The 18105-nt window shown below is 67.0% G+C and carries 12 protein-coding genes and 1 riboswitch; of the genes, 7 read left to right on the top strand and 5 right to left on the bottom strand.

From position 1 onward, the window contains the following. Window positions 1–150: 150 nt before the first annotated feature. Both metE and ACLQ3I_RS11870 read left to right on the top strand, forming a co-directional pair. Complete coding sequence (gene metE, locus ACLQ3I_RS11865) at window positions 151–2439, top strand: 5-methyltetrahydropteroyltriglutamate--homocysteine S-methyltransferase (RefSeq protein ID WP_425802064.1); 2289 nt, start codon at window positions 151–153, stop codon at window positions 2437–2439. A 130-nt stretch (window positions 2440–2569) separates the two neighbouring features. Further along, a complete protein-coding gene (locus tag ACLQ3I_RS11870; RefSeq protein WP_425802067.1) occupies window positions 2570–3205 on the top strand; it encodes a nucleoside/nucleotide kinase family protein in 636 nt (211 codons plus the stop codon). Window positions 3206–3300: 95 nt separating this feature from the next. On the opposite strand, the gene ACLQ3I_RS11875 is transcribed toward ACLQ3I_RS11870, so the two are convergent. Next, window positions 3301–6690, bottom strand: coding sequence for a pyruvate carboxylase (locus tag ACLQ3I_RS11875; protein ID WP_425788094.1), 3390 nt, complete (start codon window positions 6688–6690; stop codon window positions 3301–3303). 403 nt (window positions 6691–7093) lie between these two features. Between ACLQ3I_RS11875 and ACLQ3I_RS11880 the strand changes: the two genes are divergently transcribed. From ACLQ3I_RS11880 to ACLQ3I_RS11900, 5 genes are all read left to right on the top strand, one after another. Then, window positions 7094–8563, top strand: coding sequence for an MFS transporter (locus tag ACLQ3I_RS11880; RefSeq protein WP_425788096.1), 1470 nt, complete (start codon window positions 7094–7096; stop codon window positions 8561–8563). A 102-nt stretch (window positions 8564–8665) separates the two neighbouring features. Next, window positions 8666–10015 (top strand): 8-oxoguanine deaminase, encoded by a 1350-nt coding sequence (locus ACLQ3I_RS11885; RefSeq protein WP_425802069.1) that lies wholly within the window; start codon window positions 8666–8668, stop codon window positions 10013–10015. Then, the gene (locus ACLQ3I_RS11890) at window positions 10015–10833 is read left to right on the top strand and encodes an FAD binding domain-containing protein (protein WP_425802072.1); all 819 of its coding nucleotides are present in this window, start codon (window positions 10015–10017) and stop codon (window positions 10831–10833) included. The genes ACLQ3I_RS11885 and ACLQ3I_RS11890 overlap by 1 nt, the downstream gene beginning before the upstream one ends. After that, window positions 10830–13637 carry a molybdopterin-dependent oxidoreductase gene (locus ACLQ3I_RS11895; protein WP_425802074.1) on the top strand — a complete coding sequence of 936 codons (2808 nt, stop codon included), beginning with the start codon at window positions 10830–10832 and terminating at the stop codon, window positions 13635–13637. Before ACLQ3I_RS11890 ends, ACLQ3I_RS11895 begins: the two co-directional genes overlap by 4 nt. 116 nt (window positions 13638–13753) lie before the next feature. After that, entirely contained in the window at window positions 13754–15007 is a 1254-nt protein-coding gene (locus tag ACLQ3I_RS11900; protein WP_425788104.1) for an Nramp family divalent metal transporter, read from the top strand. Between the two features lie 15 nt (window positions 15008–15022). On the opposite strand, the gene ACLQ3I_RS11905 is transcribed toward ACLQ3I_RS11900, so the two are convergent. The 4 genes from ACLQ3I_RS11905 to ACLQ3I_RS11920 all read right to left on the bottom strand — a co-directional run bounded on the left by ACLQ3I_RS11905 (window position 15023) and on the right by ACLQ3I_RS11920 (window position 17935). Next, window positions 15023–16252 (bottom strand): acyl-CoA dehydrogenase family protein, encoded by a 1230-nt coding sequence (locus ACLQ3I_RS11905; RefSeq protein ID WP_425788105.1) that lies wholly within the window; start codon window positions 16250–16252, stop codon window positions 15023–15025. A gap of 99 nt (window positions 16253–16351) precedes the next feature. Then, complete coding sequence (locus tag ACLQ3I_RS11910; protein WP_425788107.1) at window positions 16352–16843, bottom strand: histidine phosphatase family protein; 492 nt, start codon at window positions 16841–16843, stop codon at window positions 16352–16354. A 9-nt stretch (window positions 16844–16852) separates the two neighbouring features. Continuing rightward, the gene (locus ACLQ3I_RS11915; protein ID WP_425802076.1) at window positions 16853–17680 is read right to left on the bottom strand and encodes a CbtA family protein; all 828 of its coding nucleotides are present in this window, start codon (window positions 17678–17680) and stop codon (window positions 16853–16855) included. 27 nt (window positions 17681–17707) lie between these two features. After that, window positions 17708–17935, bottom strand: coding sequence for a CbtB domain-containing protein (locus ACLQ3I_RS11920; protein WP_425788111.1), 228 nt, complete (start codon window positions 17933–17935; stop codon window positions 17708–17710). Between the two features lie 38 nt (window positions 17936–17973). Further along, window positions 17974–18104, bottom strand: a riboswitch (cobalamin riboswitch). Window position 18105 lies beyond the last annotated feature (1 nt).

Consider the following 18105-nt stretch of genomic DNA (forward strand, 5'->3'; position numbering starts at 1 on the left):
GCGTCCGGTGGCTCGCCGTCTCGTGGACTGGGCGCAGGTCGAACTGGTGAGGTTGCGATGTCCGGGATTCCGGCATCCTCGACGCTTGCTCGCTCGACTGCCCCTGCAGGGCGGCGGACCTTCCGTATCGTTTGCAGGAGTACAACTCTCATGTCTTCACCGAACCAATCCGCTCGGCGGTTCACCGCGACCACACTGGGCACGGCCCGCATCGGCCCGCATCGCGAACTCAAGCGCGCCGTCGAAGGCTATTGGGCAGACCGGGTCACCGCCACCGATCTCGAGACAGCGGCCGCAGATCTGCGCCGCCGCTCGTGGGAAGAGCTCGCCGCCACCGGAATCGACTCCATCCCGGTCAACACGTTCTCCTACTACGACCAGATACTCGACACCGCGGTGATGCTCGACGCACTGCCACCGCGAGTCGCCGCCATCGACAACCCGCTGGACCGCTATTTCGCGGCAGCGCGCGGAACTGCCGACATCGTGCCGCTGGAGATGACCAAGTGGTTCGACACCAATTACCACTACCTCGTACCGGAGATCTCGAGCGAGACCACCTTCGCCCTTCGCCCGGACAAGGTGCTCGCCGAGGTGGCGCAGGCGCACGGTGCCGGCATCGTGGCCCGGCCGGTTGTCGTGGGACCGATCACGTTCCTGGCGTTGGCGAAAGCAGTGGGTGACGGACCGGTGCCGATCACCCGTATCGACGATCTCGTGCCGCTGTATGCCGAACTACTGGACCGCCTCACCGACGCCGGGGTCGAGTGGGTGCAGTTCGACGAGCCCGCCCTGGTGACCGACGTCGTCGACGGGCTACCCGACCTGGCCGGCTCCGTCTACGCACGACTGAGCCGCGTGACCCGGCGTCCCGCCATCCTCGTCGCCACCTACTTCGGCGATCCCGGCGATTCGCTGGCAGCGCTCGCCCGAACCGAAGTCGAGGGCATCGCCGTCGACCTGGTCGAGGGCAGCGTGGCAACGGTGGCCGCGGTCCCCGAGTTGTCGGAGAAGCTGCTCGTCGCCGGTGTCGTCGACGGACGCAACATCTGGCGCACCGACCTCGATCGTGCGCTGGCGACTCTCGGCACGCTGCTGGGTTCGGCGGGTGATCTCGCGGTCTCCACCTCGTGCTCCACGCTTCATGTGCCGTACAGCCTGGCCGAGGAGGACTCGCTCGATCCGAATCTGCGCGGCTGGCTCGCCTTCGCCTCCGAGAAGTTCGGCGAGGTCGCGACGTTGTCGCGCGCGCTTCGCAGTGGCCGTGAGGCCGAGACCGAGGCTTTCGACGCGTGTCGGGCAGCACTTGCGACGCGGGACACCGACACCCGGCTACGAGACAATGCAGTTCGTGATCGGCTCGCCGCCGTCACCGACGCAGACGCGACCCGCGGCGACGCGGCGGGCCGTATCGCCGAGCAGAACCTGCGACTAGGTCTGCCCGTGCTGCCCACCACGACGATCGGCTCCTACCCGCAGACCGTGGCGATCCGCAAGGCCCGCGCCGCGCTGCGGTCCCGCGCGATCGACCGGGACGAGTACCTGCGCCGGATGCGCGCCGAGATCGCGGATGTCGTTGCCCTGCAGGAGAAGATCGGCCTCGACGTGCTGGTGCACGGTGAGCCCGAACGCAATGACATGGTGCAGTATTTCGCCGAGCAGCTCGACGGGTTCTTCGCCACCGCCAACGGGTGGGTGCAGTCGTACGGAACCCGTTGCGTCCGCCCGCCGATCCTGTTCGGCGATGTGTCCCGGCCCGCGCCGATGACCGTCGACTGGATCACCTACGCACAGTCGTTGACCGAAAAGCCGGTCAAGGGCATGCTCACCGGTCCGGTCACGATTCTGGCGTGGTCGTTCGTCCGCAACGATCAGCCTGTCTCGGAGTCGGCATCCCAGATAGCGTTGGCGATCCGCGACGAGACGGTCGATCTGGAGAAGGCGGGGGTCGGCATCATCCAGGTCGACGAGCCGGCGCTTCGGGAACTGCTACCCCTGCGCGATGCCGACAAGCAGGCCTACCTCGACTGGGCGGTCCGGGCCTTCCGGCTCGCCACCTCGGGCATCGCCGATACCACCCAGGTACACACCCACCTGTGCTACTCGGAGTTCGGTGAGGTGATCGGGGCCATCGCCGCGCTCGATGCCGACGTCACCTCGATCGAGGCGGCGCGCTCCCACATGGAGGTCCTCGACGACCTCAACGCCGTGGGATTCTCCAACGGTGTCGGGCCAGGCGTGTACGACATCCACTCGCCACGGGTTCCCGACGCCGGTGAGATCGAGAAGTCGCTGTCCTCGGCGCTGGATGCCGTCGAAGTCAGACGCCTCTGGGTGAATCCCGACTGCGGGCTCAAGACGCGCGGTACCGACGAGGTGGTCGCGTCACTGACGAACATGGTCGCGGCGGCCAAGGTCGTTCGGGCATCACTCACCTGATCGGATCCATCCGGTTCTGGCCGCACCTTCGGATTGTGGCCATACTTTCGACTCCTGGCCGGAACATGCAGGTGCGGCCAGAAATCTCCGGACTCGCGAGGCAGGCGAGTTGCCGGGCTATCGTTCCCCTGTGTCCGTCCTGGCCGACCTCGACGATGCGCTCGCCGCCCGTACCGACGAGCGCATCGTCGTCGGCGTGACCGGACCGCCCGGTTCGGGAAAAACCACGCTCGCACGCACACTCACCGAGTATTACCGCCGCCTCCACGGCGACGGCTTCGTCGGGTACCTGCCCATGGACGGATTCCATCTGTCGAACACCGTTCTGACGCAATTGAACAGATCGGACCGCAAGGGCGCACCCGACACCTTCGACGTCGACGGCTACGTTGCGTTGCTGAGCCGAGCGATTGGCGCCGACCGCAACGTCTACGCCCCGGGCTTCGACCACACCGCGGGCGAGCCGATCGCCGCGGCGCTCGTACTCCCGGCGACATCGGCTCTGATCATCACCGAGGGGAACTACCTCGCCCTCGACGACGGAGGCTGGTCACCGGTCGCCGGATTGCTCACCCGGCTGTACTACGTGGATACGCCCGCGAACCTACGCCGCGAACGGTTGCTCCCCCGCCATGTCGCCGCGGGCAAGTCACCGGAAGGCGTGCGTGACTGGGTCGCGAACGTGGACGAGCCGAACGCCGCACTGGTCGCCGGCACCCGGGATCGCGCGGATCTCGTCATCGACGGCACCGTCCCGCTCGTCTGACCGACGGCACCCGCAGAACTCCCGGATACACACGGAACATTGCGTGTATCCGGGAGTTCCGGGTGTTGGTGCGCGGTGCGCCCAGCCGATCTCCATCAGCCGATCTCGATCAGCAGATCCCCCGGCGCGACCTGGGTGACGGCGCCGACGGCGACGCGGGCCACCTTGCCGCCGAGGGGTGCGGTGATGGTGGCCTCCATCTTCATCGCCTCGATGGTGCCGATCGCGGCACCCGCGGCGATCTCGTCGCCGACGTCCACGCTCAACGACACGACCCCGGCGAACGGGGCGCCGATGTGGTGCGGGTTGGAGCGGTCGGCCCGTTCGGCCGCCTCGACCGCGGAGTCCACCGAACCGTCGCGCACCGACACCGGACGCAACTGGCCGTTGAGCACACACATCACCGTGCGCATCCCCCGCTCGTCGGGCTCGCTGATCGCTTCGAGCCCGATCAGCAGGTCCACGCCGGGTTCGAGTTCGACACGATGCTCCTCGCCATAGCGCAGACCGTAGAAGAACTGATTCGCCGAGAGCCGCGACGTGTCGCCGTACTCCTCGTAGTGCTTCTCGAACTCCTTGGTGGGTCCCGGGAACAGCAAGCGGTTCAACGTTTCCTGCCGCTTACGCCCGGGCGCGTCGAGCGCCGCGGAATCGTCGTCGGTGAGCGTCTCCGGCGGCGGGGCCTCACCACGCCCCTGCAGCGCGATACTGCGCAGCGGCTCCGGCCATCCGCCTGCGGGGTCACCGAGCTCGCCGCGGAGGAAGCCGATCACCGAATCCGGGATGTCATAGGCCGACGGGTCGGAGGCGAACTCGGTGGCGGTGATGCCGCGTCCGACCAGCGCCAAGGCGAGGTCGCCGACCACCTTCGACGACGGTGTCACCTTGATCAGCCTGCCGAGCATCCGATCGGCAGCCGCATAGGCCTCCTCGACAGCCTCGAATCGATTGCCCAGCCCGAGCGCGATCGCCTGCTGGCGCAGATTCGACAGCTGCCCGCCCGGAATCTCGTGGGTGTACACCCGGCCGGTCGGGGCCGGAATCCCGGACTCGAAGGGCGCGTACACCTTTCGCAACGCCTCCCAATACGGTTCCAGATCGCACACCGCCTTGAGGTCGATGCCGGTGTCACGGTCGGTGTGGGCGGCCGCCGCGACGATCGCCGACAACGCCGGCTGGCTGGTCGTGCCGGCCAGCGCCGCGCTCGCACCGTCGACCGCGCTCGCACCGGCCTGCCACGCCGCGAGGTAGGTCGCGAGCTGACCGCCCGGGGTGTCGTGGGTGTGCACGTGCACGGGGAGATCGAAATTGCTGCGCAGCGCCGATACGAGCGTGGCCGCGGCCGGCGCCCGGAGCAGACCCGCCATGTCCTTGATCGCGATCACATGAGCACCGGCCTCCACGATCCGCTCGGCCAACCGCAGGTAATAGTCCAGGGTGTAGAGATTCTCGTCGGGGTTGGCGAGATCGCCGGTGTAGCTCATCGCCACCTCGGCAACCGCGGTGCCCGTCTCGCGGACCGCGTCGATCGCCGGACGCATCTGATCAACATTGTTGAGCGCGTCGAAGATCCGGAAGATGTCGATCCCGACCTCGGTCGCCTCCGCGACGAACGCCGTCGTCACCTTGGTCGGATACGGCGTGTAACCCACCGTGTTCGCCCCGCGCAGCAGCATCTGCAGACAGATGTTGGGGATGGCCTCACGCAGCTGCGCCAGCCGATCCCAGGGATCTTCCTTGAGGAACCGCAACGCGACGTCGTAGGTCGCGCCGCCCCAGCATTCGACGGACAACAGCTGCGGCGTCAACGCCGCCACATACGGCGCCACCATCATCAGTCCGCTGGTGCGCACCCGGGTGGCCAACAACGACTGGTGGGCGTCGCGGAAGGTGGTGTCGGTGACGCCCAGCCGCTTCGAGTCACGCAGATCCGCGGCGAACCCGTCGGGACCGAGTGCCAGCAGACGCTGACGGGACCCGTCCGGCGGTGAGGCCAGGGTGGACCGATCCAAGGTGGGCAGCTTGTCGCGCGGGTAGGCCTTCGTCGGCCGCTCACCATGCGGCTTGTTGACGGTCACGTCGGCCAGATAGGACAGGATCTTGGTGCCACGGTCGGCCGAGGATCGCGATGTCAACAGCGCCGGCCGCTCCTCGATGAACGACGTCGTGACCCGGCCTTCCCGGAAGTCCGGATCGTCGAGCACGGCCTGCAGGAACGGGATGTTGGTCGCCACACCGCGGATACGGAACTCCGCGACCGCCCGTCGCGCCCGGCGTGCGGCCGTCGCGAAATCCCTTCCGCGACAAGTCAGTTTCACCAGCATTGAATCGAAATGGCCACTCACCTCGGCGCCCAGGACCGCGCCGCCGTCCAATCGCACCCCCGCACCGCCGGGACTGCGGTAGGCGGTGATGCGGCCGACGTCGGGCCGGAACCCGTTGGCCGGATCCTCGGTGGTGATACGACACTGCATCGCCGCGCCGCGGATGCTGATCTGATCCTGGGTCAGTCCCAGATCGGGCAACGACTCCCCCGCCGCGATCCGCAACTGCGAACCGACCAGATCGACGTCGGTGATCTCCTCGGTGACCGTGTGCTCGACCTGAATCCGCGGATTCATCTCGATGAACACATGCCGGCCCTGTTCGTCGAGCAGGAACTCGACGGTGCCGGCACAGGTGTAGCCGATGTGGGTGGCGAACGCGACCGCATCCGCGCAGATCTTCTCGCGCAACGCCGGATCGAGGTTCGGCGCCGGAGCCAGCTCCACCACCTTCTGGTGGCGGCGCTGCACACTGCAGTCCCGTTCGAACAGATGGATCACGTTGCCATGGGTGTCGGCCAGGATCTGCACCTCGATGTGGCGAGGATTGACCACCGCCTGCTCCAGGAACACCGTCGGATCCCCGAACGCCGCATCCGCCTCGCGCGAGGCCGCCGCAATCGCTTCGGCGAGGTCGTCGGGCTCCGCGACCCGACGCATCCCCCGGCCACCACCACCGGCCACCGCCTTGACGAACACGGGGAAGTGCATGTCCGCCGCAGCACGCAACAACTCGTCGACATCGGCCGACGGCTCCGACGACGCCAGCACCGGCAGGCCGGCGGCCTTGGCCGCGGCCACCGCGGTCGCCTTGTTGCCCGTCAGCTCCAACACATCGGCCGAGGGCCCGACGAAGGTGATCCCCGCCTCGGCACACGCCGCCGCGAGCCCCTGGTTCTCCGAGAGAAATCCATAACCCGGGTAGATGGCATCCGCGCCACACCGAACGGCCGCACCGACGATCTCGTCGACCGACAGGTAGGCCCGAACAGGATGGCCGGGGACCCCGATCTGGTAGGACTCGTCGGCCTTGAGACGGTGAACCGAATTCCGGTCCTCGTAGGGGAAGATCGCGACCGTTCTGGCCCCGAGTTCATAGGTTGCTCGGAAGGCGCGGATCGCGATCTCGCCGCGGTTGGCCACCAGGACTTTGTCGAACACTTGGCTCTCTCTCGTCAGTGCGCCGGAGCACGCCCGTTGATTGTTGCTGTCGAACGCACCCGCTGACCGCATCCATTACAAGCTGGGTGGCCCAAGAATACTGGGCCGACGTCGGCCCCGAAGCATCGGGAGACAGAAACAGCGGCCAATCCCACGCAGCGAGGCCTGCTCACAATAGTGGCGTTGACCTGTGCGTTCTCGGAAACATCACCGAACTATCGCTCGGTCTTCGCCCGATGAGCGGACGCGCAGGTACGCGTCCTCACGACACCCGCCTCGCACGCGACCTCATGCGCCGACCTCGGCCACGTCGGCCACCCTGTCACTGGGTGACATATCCGATTTCTCCGATTGGACCCGGATCGATAGCGTAACCATCGGAGGTGCGTGAAGCGTGAGTGCGATGAGCAGGCCGCTGGATGAGCAGACCGGCTCGCCTTCCGCCGTCCCGGAGGGGCATCCGCGGCTCGCCGTGACCGTCCTGTGTGCGGCCGGGATCGTCGTCGCCCTGATGCAGACGATCATCGTGCCGTTGATCCCCCAGCTGCCGCTCCTGCTGGACGCCGCCCCATCCGACACCTCGTGGGCACTGACCATCACGCTGCTCGTCGGCGCCGTGATCACGCCGATCGGCGGCCGGCTCGGCGACATGTACGGGAAACGCCTCATGCTCCTGGTGAGCATGGGCTGCGTGGCAGCCGGTTCGGTCGTGTGCGCGCTGTCTGCCTCCTTGGTTCCCTTTCTCCTCGGCCGCGCGCTGCAGGGCCTGGGTTTCGGCACCATCGCCCTGGGCATCAGCGTCATGCGCGACATCGTGCCGGCACGGCATCTCGGATCGTCGGTAGGCACCATGAGCGCCTCGCTCGGCATCGGGGGCGCCCTGGGCCTGCCGTTCGCCGCGGCCATCGCGCAGCACGTCAGCTGGCACGCCCTGTTCTGGGCGTGCGCCGCTGCCGCTGTCGCCGGCGGTGTGGGCATCGCGTTGACCGTTCCGCAATCCCGCTCACGCACCGGCGGACGCTTCGATCTCTTCGGTGCCCTCGGCCTCGCCACGATCCTCAGCTGTCTCCTCCTCCCGCTGTCGAAGGGTTCGGTATGGGGATGGGCCGATCCGCTCACCCTCGGGCTCTTCGCCGCGTTCGTCCTGGTGGCCATCGGCTGGTGGTTCGTCGAACGCCGCCGAGCGAATCCGCTCATCGACCTGTCCCTCGCCATCGAACGACCTGTGCTGCTGACGAACATCGCATCGGTGGCGACGGGGTTCGCGTTCTATTCGATGCAGCTGATCCCCATCCAGCTGTTGATGGCGCCCTCCTCGAGCCCGAATGGCCTCGGGCTCGACATGCTCACGGCGAGTTTGGTGCTGGCGCCCAGCGGCCTGCTGATGTTCGTGTTCTCACACGTCAGCGCCCACCTCACGCGCGCGTTCGGCCCGCGGGTCTCGCTGGCCACCGGTGGAGCGGTCATCGGGGTCGGCTACGTCGTGTTCATCGTCGCCATCGCCGGTTCGTGGGCGCTGGCGTGGTGGGTCATGCTGATTGTCGCCTGCCTGATCGGAGCGGGTCTCGGGATCGCGTACTCGGCGATGCCCGCCCTGATCATGCGCGCCGTCCGCGTCGAGCAGACCGGCGAGGCGAACGGGGTCAACGCGCTCATGCGCGTGGTCGGAACCTCGACCTCGGCAGCCGTGGTCGGCATGATCCTGACGTGGTCGATGGTCACCGTGGCCGGTCCGGACGGCGGCGCCGTCACGGTGCCCGCGGAGGGCGGCTATCTCTGGGCGTCGGCGATCTCGCTCGGCGCCTGCGGGCTGGCCACCGCACTGGCGCTGGCCATCCCGCCCAGCCGCCCGCTGTTCGTCGAGGAGGTCTGACCATGGGGCTCACTCGACATGCGCCTGTGACACAAGCGTCGTAGCGTGTCGCGAGTGTCCCCCAGCAGCGACTCGGCTCGCTCTCCTCGTTCTGAGCGCCGCATGACCCTGATCGAGAACACGCATGTCATCACCGTCGACGGTACACGTCGCGAACTCCCGCAGGCGTCGGTGCTGATCGACGGCGAGCGCATCGTCTCGGTCGGCGAACCTCCACCCTCGCTGCCCGACAACACCGTCCGGATCGACGGGCGCGGGCACGTTCTCACGCCGGGGCTGGTCAACACGCATCACCACCTCTATCAGTGGATCACCCGCGGTCTCGCCGCTGACCACACCTTGTTCCAGTGGCTCACCACCCTGTACCCGATCTGGGCCGGAATCGATGAGAACGCGGTGCGCACGGCGGCCCTCGGCGGCCTCACCTCGCTGGCTCTGTCCGGCTGCACCACCACCACCGACCATCACTATGTGTTCCCAGCCGAGGGCGGAGACCTGCTCGGCGCCGAGATCGACGCGGCGCAGACCATCGGGCTCCGATTCCATCCCACCCGGGGATCGATGGACCTATCGGAGAAGGACGGCGGACTGCCGCCGGACTCGGTGGTGCAGGGCCTCGACGACATCCTGGCGGCCAGCGCCGATGCGGTGTCCCGGTGGCATGACCCGTCGGCCGATTCCATGCTGCGTATCGCGCTCGCGCCGTGCTCACCATTTTCGGTGACCACGGACCTGCTGCGCGAATCTGCGGTACTGGCCCGCGAACTCGGAGTCCGGATGCACACCCATCTCGCCGAGTCGCTCGACGAGAACACCTACTGCGACGAGCACTTCGGTTGCACTCCACTGCAATACATGGAGTCGGTGGGCTGGGTGGGCGACGATGTGTGGTTCGCGCACGGCGTCGAGTTCGACGACGACGAGATCGCCCGGCTCGCTGCCACCGCGACCGGCGTCGCGCACTGCCCCACCTCCAATGCCCGTCTCGGCAACCGCATCTGCCGCACCCGCGACCTCGTCGATGCCGGCGTCCCGGTCGGCCTCGGCGTCGACGGGGCGGCGTCCAACGAATCCTGTCGACTGCTAGAGGAAGCGCATCAGGCGGTTCTCATGGCACGGGCCCGGGGCGGCCCGACGGCACTCACCACCCGGACGGCGATCGAGCTGGCGACCATCGGTGGTGCGCGGGTGCTCGGCCGGGCCGCCGATACCGGGTCGATCGAGGTCGGCAAGCTCGCCGATCTGGTCCTGTGGGATCTGTCATCGGTGGCGCACAGCGGGATCGACGACCCGGTGGCCGCGCTGGTGCTCGGCGCCATCCCGCCGATCGTCGGGACCTGGGTGAACGGACGACGGATCGTCGGCGACGGCACCATGCTCACCGTCGACACCGACGCGGTCGCCGCCGAGGTGGCCCGAGAGCATCGCCGTCTGATCGACAAGGCGTCCTGATGGACCTCAATACCATCGCCGGCTATCGCCTCGCCCACACCCGCGACGATCTGCACCTCGCCCCCGGCGAGCGACTGGTGGCCGGGGGCACGTGGTTCTTCTCCGAGCCCCAGATGGATGCCTCCGGCATCGTGGACCTGTCCGAGATGGAATGGCCTGCACTGGAATACCTCACCGACGGCGGACTCCGAATCGGAGCCACCTGCACGATCGCCGAACTCGCTGCGCTGCCCGCGCGTCCTGGATGGCGGGCGCAACCGCTGTTCGGTGCATGCGCGAACGCACTGCTGGCGTCGTTCAAGATCTGGAACGTGGCCACCGTCGGCGGCAACATCTGCCGCGCATACGCGGCGGCTGCGATGGTCTCGCTCACGGCCGGACTCGACGGGGTCGCCGAGATCTGGCGCCCGGACGGGACCGATCGACGAATCCCGGTGGCGGAGTTCGTCATCGGAAATGGCACCACCCTGCTCGCCGACGGCGAGGTACTCCGCGCCGTCGACATCCCCGGAAGCTCGATGCGTGCGGCCACCGCATTCCGCAAGATCGCCCTGGCCGAACTCGGACGGTCCGGCGCCGTGATCACCGGTCGTCTCGACGAGGACGACTCGGTGGTCGTCGGGATCACCGCGGCCACGGCTCGACCGGTCGTCCTGCGTTATCCGTCGCCGCCGTCGACGGCCCGACTGCGCCGGGACGTCTCGGCCGTCGACGGCTACTACACCGATCCACTCGGCGCGGCCGACTGGCGACGAGCGGTGTCTGCTGTTCTGGCAGAAGAGATCCGGATCGAACTCGTGGACGGGGTCACCCGATGAGATTCTCGGTGAACGGGGCCGGGCACGAGGCGGAGCCACGTCCGGGCCAGTGTCTGCGCACCCTGCTGCGGGACACCGCGCATTTCGAGGTGAAGAAAGGCTGCGATGCCGGTGACTGCGGAGCCTGCTCGGTACTGGTCGACGACACCCCTGTCCATTCCTGCATCTATCCGGCCCAGCGGGTGGAGAACCGTTCGGTCACCACGGCTTCCGGAGTCGGGACGCCCGACGATCTGCATCCGATGCAGCAGTCCTTCATCGACAACTTCGGCTTCCAGTGCGGATTCTGCACGGCGGGGATGATCGTCACAGCGTCCACACTGCACCCCGACGACCTCACCGACCTGCCCCGGAAGATGAAGGGCAACCTGTGCCGATGTACGGGCTATCGGGCCATCCGCGACGCCATCACCGAAGTCCTCGGCGACGGCAACCAAACCCCCGCCGACAGCAACCTGAATCTCGCCGACAGCAACACGATCCTCGCCCACAGCACCCCAGTGTCCGCGACCGGGAGCGTCGGCCGGTCGGTCAACCCGCCGGCGGCCCGACGCGTGGTCACCGGTACCGAGCCCTACACCTTCGACGTCGCGGTTCCCGGGATGACCTACCTGCACGTGCTCGGATCGCCTCTCCCCCATGCGCGCATCGTGTCGATCGACACCTCGGCCGCCGAGCGGGTCGACGGTGTCACACTCATCCTCACCCACGAGAACGTCCCCGGCCGTCGGTTCTCCTCGGCGAGACACGAACACCGCGAGGACGACCCCGACGACACACTGATCCTCGATCCGGTGGTCCGGTTCGTGGGACAGCGGGTCGCCGCTGTCGTCGCCGACACCGCAGCCGCCGCAGAGCAGGCCTGCCGGTTGATCGATGTGACCTACGAGGAGTTGCCCGCCGTCTTCGATCCCGAGGAGGCCAGGCGACCGGGCGCGCCGCGCATCCATCCGGATCGCACCGCACTCGATCGCGTCAACCACGCGGACCGGAACACCATCGCCGACTTCCACCATGGTTTCGGGGGCGATGTGGATGCTGCCCTGGCCCGGTCGGCGGTGACCGTCTCCGGCAGCTGGTCTACGGCCCGGGTCTCCCACGCACAGCTGGAGACGCACGGCAGTATCGGCCTGCTCGACGACGACGGACGTCTGGTGATCCGAACCAGTAGCCAGGTCCCGTTCCTCGTACGCGCCGAACTGGCCCACCTCCTCGATCTCGACGTCGACCGGATCCGTGTCTTCACGGCCCGTGTCGGCGGGGGGTTCGGCGGCAAACAGGAACTGCTCACCGAAGATCTGGTCGCGCTCGCCGTGCTGCGCACCGGCCGACCCTGCGGCTACGAGATGAGCCGCACCGACGAGATGACCCGCACCACCTACCGTCACCCGTTCCGCGTGGCCGTCGACCTGGGGGCCGACACCGACGGCCGACTGACCGCGCTGAAGATCGACGTCCTCTCCGACACGGGCGCCTACGGAAACCATGCGGTCGGGGTCATGTTCCACGCGTGCGCCGAGTCGATCTCGGTCTACAACTGCCCGATCAAGCGGGTCGACGCGGAGGTCGTGTACACCAACAACCCGCCGTCGGGCGCCTTCCGTGGCTACGGGCTGGGGCAGGTGATCTTCGCGGTGGAGAGCGCGCTCGACGAACTCGCGGTGTCCCTCGATGTGGATCCCTTCGAGCTGCGCCGCCGCAACGCCGTCGCCGACGGCGATCCGCTCCTCATCACCCATCCCGAGCCCGAACCCGATCTGCTCTACGGCAGTTACGGTCTCGACCAGTGTCTCGACCTCGCCCAGTCGGCGTTGGTCCGCGGCAACGGCGTCGAGGCGCCGGCAGGACCGCAATGGCGTGTCGGTGAAGGGATGGCGTTGGCGGCCATCGCCACCATGGCCCCACGCGGTCACATCTCCCGGGTCCGGGTCGGCGTGGACGCCGACGGCGAGTATCACGTGGGGATCGGCACATCCGAGTTCGGCAACGGCACCACCACGGTGCACACCCAGATCGCGGCGACCGCACTGGACACGACGCCCGACCGGATCCGGCTGAGCCACGGTGACACCGACGCCGCCGATTACGACACGGGTGCGTTCGCCTCGGCCGGCATCACCGTCGCGGGAAAGGCACTCCATGCAGCATGTATCTCACTGCGCGAGAAGCTGATCGGGACAGCCGCCGAGGTCGCCGCCAGTGAACCGGATCGCGTGCTCCTGACCCCCGACGGGGCAATGATCGGCGAACGCCTGATCTCGTTCCGCGAGATGTTCGACGCCGTCGACGGCGAGTCACGCGTCGCCGACCGGATCGTCGCGACCGGTGTGGAGAACGGCGACCTCCGGTCGATCGCGTTCAACGTGCACGCCTTTCGGGTCGCGGTGAACACCGAGACCGGTGCCGTCGTGATCCTGCAGTCGGTGCAGTCCGCCGACGCGGGTACCGTCATGAATCCCCAGCAGTGCCTCGGTCAGGTGGAAGGTGGTGTCGCACAGGCGATCGGTTCGTCGCTCTATGAGGAGATCATGCTCGACGGCGCCGGGCGCGTCATCACCCCGGTCTTCCGCACCTATCGGGTGCCACAGATGGCCGACATCCCGACCACCGAGGTCTACTTCGCCGAGACCTCCGACGACCTCGGGCCGTTCGGCGCGAAGTCGATGAGCGAATCGCCCTACAACCCGGTGGCCCCGGCACTGGCGAACGCGATCCGGCGCGCGATCGGCGTCCGCCCGCACGAGTTACCGATGTCGCGTGATCGGGTCTGGCGCATGGTGCAGCAAGTCTGTTCCACCGACTGAATCACGGGAACCCATCCACCTGGTGCAACCGCTACTCCCACGACTAGTTTTCGGGTACCCGAAATTATTTGTTCGTACCGTTTGAACCTGGCGCCCGGCTGTGTCAGGCTTCGATCATGACGCTCGTGCGCTCGGCTTCCGATGCCTCGTCGGCATCGCGCCGACACCTGCGCAACGTCGCATTGCTCGGGCCTGCCTTCGTCGCCGCGATCGCGTACGTGGACCCGGGCAACGTGGCCGCCAATGTCACGGCCGGAGCTCGTTATGGCTTCCTGCTGGTCTGGGTCCTGGTGATGGCCAACCTCATGGCGATGATGATCCAGTATCAGTCCGCCAAGCTCGGCATCGCGACCGGGCGGAGCCTGCCCGCGCTGCTCGGCTCCCGCCTTTCCCGGCGCTATCGCCTCGCATTCTGGGTGCAGGCCGAGATCGTCGCAGCAGCCACCGACCTCGCCGAGGTGGTGGGCGGAGCGATCGCATTGCAGCTGCTTTTCGACCTGCCACTGGCGATCGGTGGGCTGATCGTCGGGACCGTGTCGATGCTCATGTTGCTGCTACAGAACCGCCGACGACAGCGGATCTTCGAATCAGTGATCGTCACGCTTCTCGCGATCATCGTCGTCGGGTTCCTGGTCGGCCTGATCATCGACCCGCCACCCGCGTCCGATGTACTCGGCGGCCTGCTCCCCCGCCTCGACGGTCCGGACACGGTGCTGCTCGCGGCAAGCATGCTCGGCGCCACGGTGATGCCCCACGCCATCTACCTGCATTCGTCGCTCGTGATCGACCGTTATGGGACGGATACGACGCCCGAACGGCGACGTCAGCTGATCCGGATAACCCGGTGGGACGTCATCGTGGCCTTGTCCATCGCGGGAGTGGTCAACATCGGCCTGCTGTTGCTGGCGGCCCAGAACCTGCGCGGCATCCCCGGAACCGACAGTATCGAGGGCGCCTACGCAGCAGTCAGCGACTCGATCAGTCCGACGGTGGCGACGGTCTTCGCCGTGGGCTTGCTGGCCTCAGGCCTGGCGTCGACGTCTGTCGGGTCCTATGCGGGCGCATCGATCATGGCCGGCCTGCTCCGCGTCCACATCCCGATCTTCTTACGCCGCGTCCTCGTCCTCGTCCCGGCACTGCTCGTTCTCGCCACCGGGGTCGACCCGACGTGGACGCTCGTCATCAGTCAGGTGGTTCTGAGCTTCGGTATCCCGTTCGCCGTGATCCCACTCGGCCGCCTCACCGCCGATCGCGAGATCATGGGCGAGTTCGCCGATTCGCGCGCGTTGCGCCTCGGAGCGGGTGTGACCGCGATCCTGATCGTCATTCTCAACGTCGCGCTGATCGTGCTCACCCTCATGGGCACATGATCGGGCGTTGCGCGCTCAACGACCCTGACGCAGCAACCCCTTGGCCACATGCGTCACCTGGATCTCGTTGCTTCCCGCATAGATCATCAGTGACTTCGCATCGCGGGCAAGCTGTTCCACCCGATATTCGGACATGTAGCCGTTGCCGCCGAACAGCTGGACGGCCTCCATGGCCACCTCGGTGGCCGCCCGCGATGAATACAGCTTCATCGCCGACGCCTCCGCCAGGCTCAGCGGCTTCCCGGCCTTGGCACGTTCGATGGCACTGAAAAGCATGTTCTGCACATTGATTCGGGCGATCTCCATCTCGGCGAGCTTGAGCTGGATGAGCTGGAACTGCCCGATGTCCTGTCCCCATAGCGTGCGCGACTTGGCGTACTCGATGGACAGCCTCTCGGCCTCGTTGATGATGCCCAGCGACAGGGCCGCGATGCCGACGCGCTCGGCGGTGAAACCGGCCTTGGCGCCTTCCGAACCACGGGTGTCGGCACCGGTGTCCTCGGTCTCGCCGAGCAGACGATCCTTGCCCACGCGGACGTCGTCGAAGAACAATTCGCCCGTCGGCGAGCTCATCATGCCCATCTTCTTGAACGACTTGCCCTGGGTCAGACCCGGCATGCCCTTGTCCAGGACGAACGAGAGAACCTTACGATCCCGGATCGGGGTGTCATTGCCTTCGTCGAGTTTGGCGAAGACGACGATCGTGTCGGCGTAGGGACCGTTGGTGATGAAAGTCTTCTGCCCTTTGAGGATGTAGTCGTCCCCGTCGCGCTTGACGCTTGTCTTCATGCCGCCGAGGGCATCCGAGCCGGAATCGGGCTCGGTGATCGCCCAGGCCCCGACTTTCTCCATGGTGACGAGTTCGGGGAGCCAGCGCTTCTTCTGCGCCAGCGTGCCCTTGCCCCGGATGGTCGAGACGGTGAGTCCCATGCTGACGCCCATGGACGCCACCAGACCCAGGCTGACGCCCGCGAGCTCCATGTTCAGGATGAGGAACATGGAATTGGCCATGCCGCCGCCACCGCCACCGGAGCCCTTCTCGCCGGCGGCCTCGGCGGCCAGTTCCTTCTCCAGCCCGTCTTTCGCCATCGCGTCCACCCCGAAGGCCGACAGCAACTTTCGAGTGATGTCATACGGCGGCAGCTGGCCGGTCTCGAGCTCGTCGATGTGCGGCTTGATCTCCTTGTCGATGAACGCTCGCAACGCATCTCGGACCATCAGGTCTTCTTCGGACCACTCGAACATCGCCGCACACTCCCCAAGATCAGAACATGTTTCAGTTACTTGCTGAACACTGTGTCAGGAGTCATTGCGGAAGTAAAGGGACACTCTGGCGATCCTGTTTCATCGATCGGGGCCGACCTCGTAGACCGTCGCGGGGCGGACCTCGACTGAGAAGTATTGGGTCGCATCGGCGGTCAGCAACGCCTGGGCCACCGGCATCGCGACCACGCACGCACCCGGCGTCGGATCGACGGCGGAGCGCCACCGGTGGATGCGTTCGACGAACTCGACGATCGCCTCGCCGCCGTGGGGTCGTGCGGACGGGTCGGTGAACCACGCCCGCAGGTCGTCGGGATCGATCTCCTCGGGTATCCGCCCCGACCAGTCACCGACATCCAACGTCGCCAGCCTGTCGTCGACGGAGTGGACGGCACCCAGCAGCTCACTCGACTCACGAGTCGCCCGTTCTGGACCGCCGATCACCACACCGACGTCTCGAGCCGAGGCGGCCAGCGATGCCATGTCGCGGCGACCCCGCTCGTCCAGGGACAGATCACCGCCGAACCGCACCGATCGGTTGGGACCGGTGCGGCCGGCGGTGACGATGAGCAATGTCCGCTGTCAGCCCTGCTCGGCGACGATTTTGTCGCCGGTTGTCGCATCCGCGGTCACCACGGGTCTGGCGAGACGTCCAAGGATCACCGCGAACACGACGGTCAGCACGGTCCACAGGATGACCTGGTTGGCGATCGTGTAGACCCGGAAATCGCTGATCACGTCGCCCGGGAAGCCAGGGAACGTGATCTGTCCCGAATCGTTGGCGACCGGGCCCGGGACCTCGTCGAACGCGGGCAGCAACGCGATGGTGATCGTCACCGCCACGAGATACCCGATGGTGGCGGCGACACCCGACAGCAGCCCGCCCAGTCTCGGTCGTAGCCACAAGGCGAGCACCACCGCGGCGATCGCGAACGCCAGCGACAGCAGGGTGATCGTCAGGAACGCGCCGCTGCGCGCGCCGATCGTGTCGGCCTCGCCGACGGCCGGTGGATTGGCCGGATAGGCGAAGAACGGCACCCCGAAGACGGCCACAAATCCGATCACGCCGAGTGCGCCCGCCACCATGCGAGGGTCGGTCGCCGGGTAGTGCCGGCCCAGGTAGGCCCACAAGATCGTGAACGCGACCGCGAAGAACGCGCCCATGCAGATTGCGAACACGACCGTGCCGACGCCGGCGCCGATGTTTTCCTGGATCGAACGGGTGAAGACCTCTCCGTGCTCGTGTGCACCGTGATCACCCGCGAGCATCTCTTCGGCGTGCGAGCGCCCTTCTTCGTAGTCGATCGCCTTGGCGACCTGCGGCTCGATGAACAGCCGGGCGAATACATACGCGACGATTCCGGCGATCAGGCCCGACAGCAGGCCTGCGCCGATGAACTTCTTTTCCATGTGCTGTTGTCTCCCTGTCCTGGCGACTCAGTGGCAGGGGAAGCCGAGGAAGTGACGCGAGTCGTGGACGAACTCGTGGATGTGCGTGTCGGTGCCGAAGACCGACCAGGCGCCCTGGTCGTAGCCGATGAAGTAATAGGCCAACGCCGCCACGAGGACGGTGAGGGTCAGCCAGAGGGCCGCACTGACGACAGACAGATCCGGCACCGCGAGTGCGCGAGCCTTACCCGCGACGGCCGACGAGGTCGAAGCCATGATGTTCCTTTCCCTGGGATTTCGCGTCCCATCGAGTTGTCGAACATGGTCACCAGAGCGGTATTCTGACTCTCCCGAAAGGCATCCTGACGACGACAAACGGGATCACAGCGGCGCGACCGCTCCGGAGTCCCACCGGATTCCCGCGCACTGGTGTGGGTTGACTGTAT

The organism is Gordonia sp. DT101 (assembly GCF_049844895.1).
Lineage (GTDB): Bacteria > Actinomycetota > Actinomycetes > Mycobacteriales > Mycobacteriaceae > Gordonia.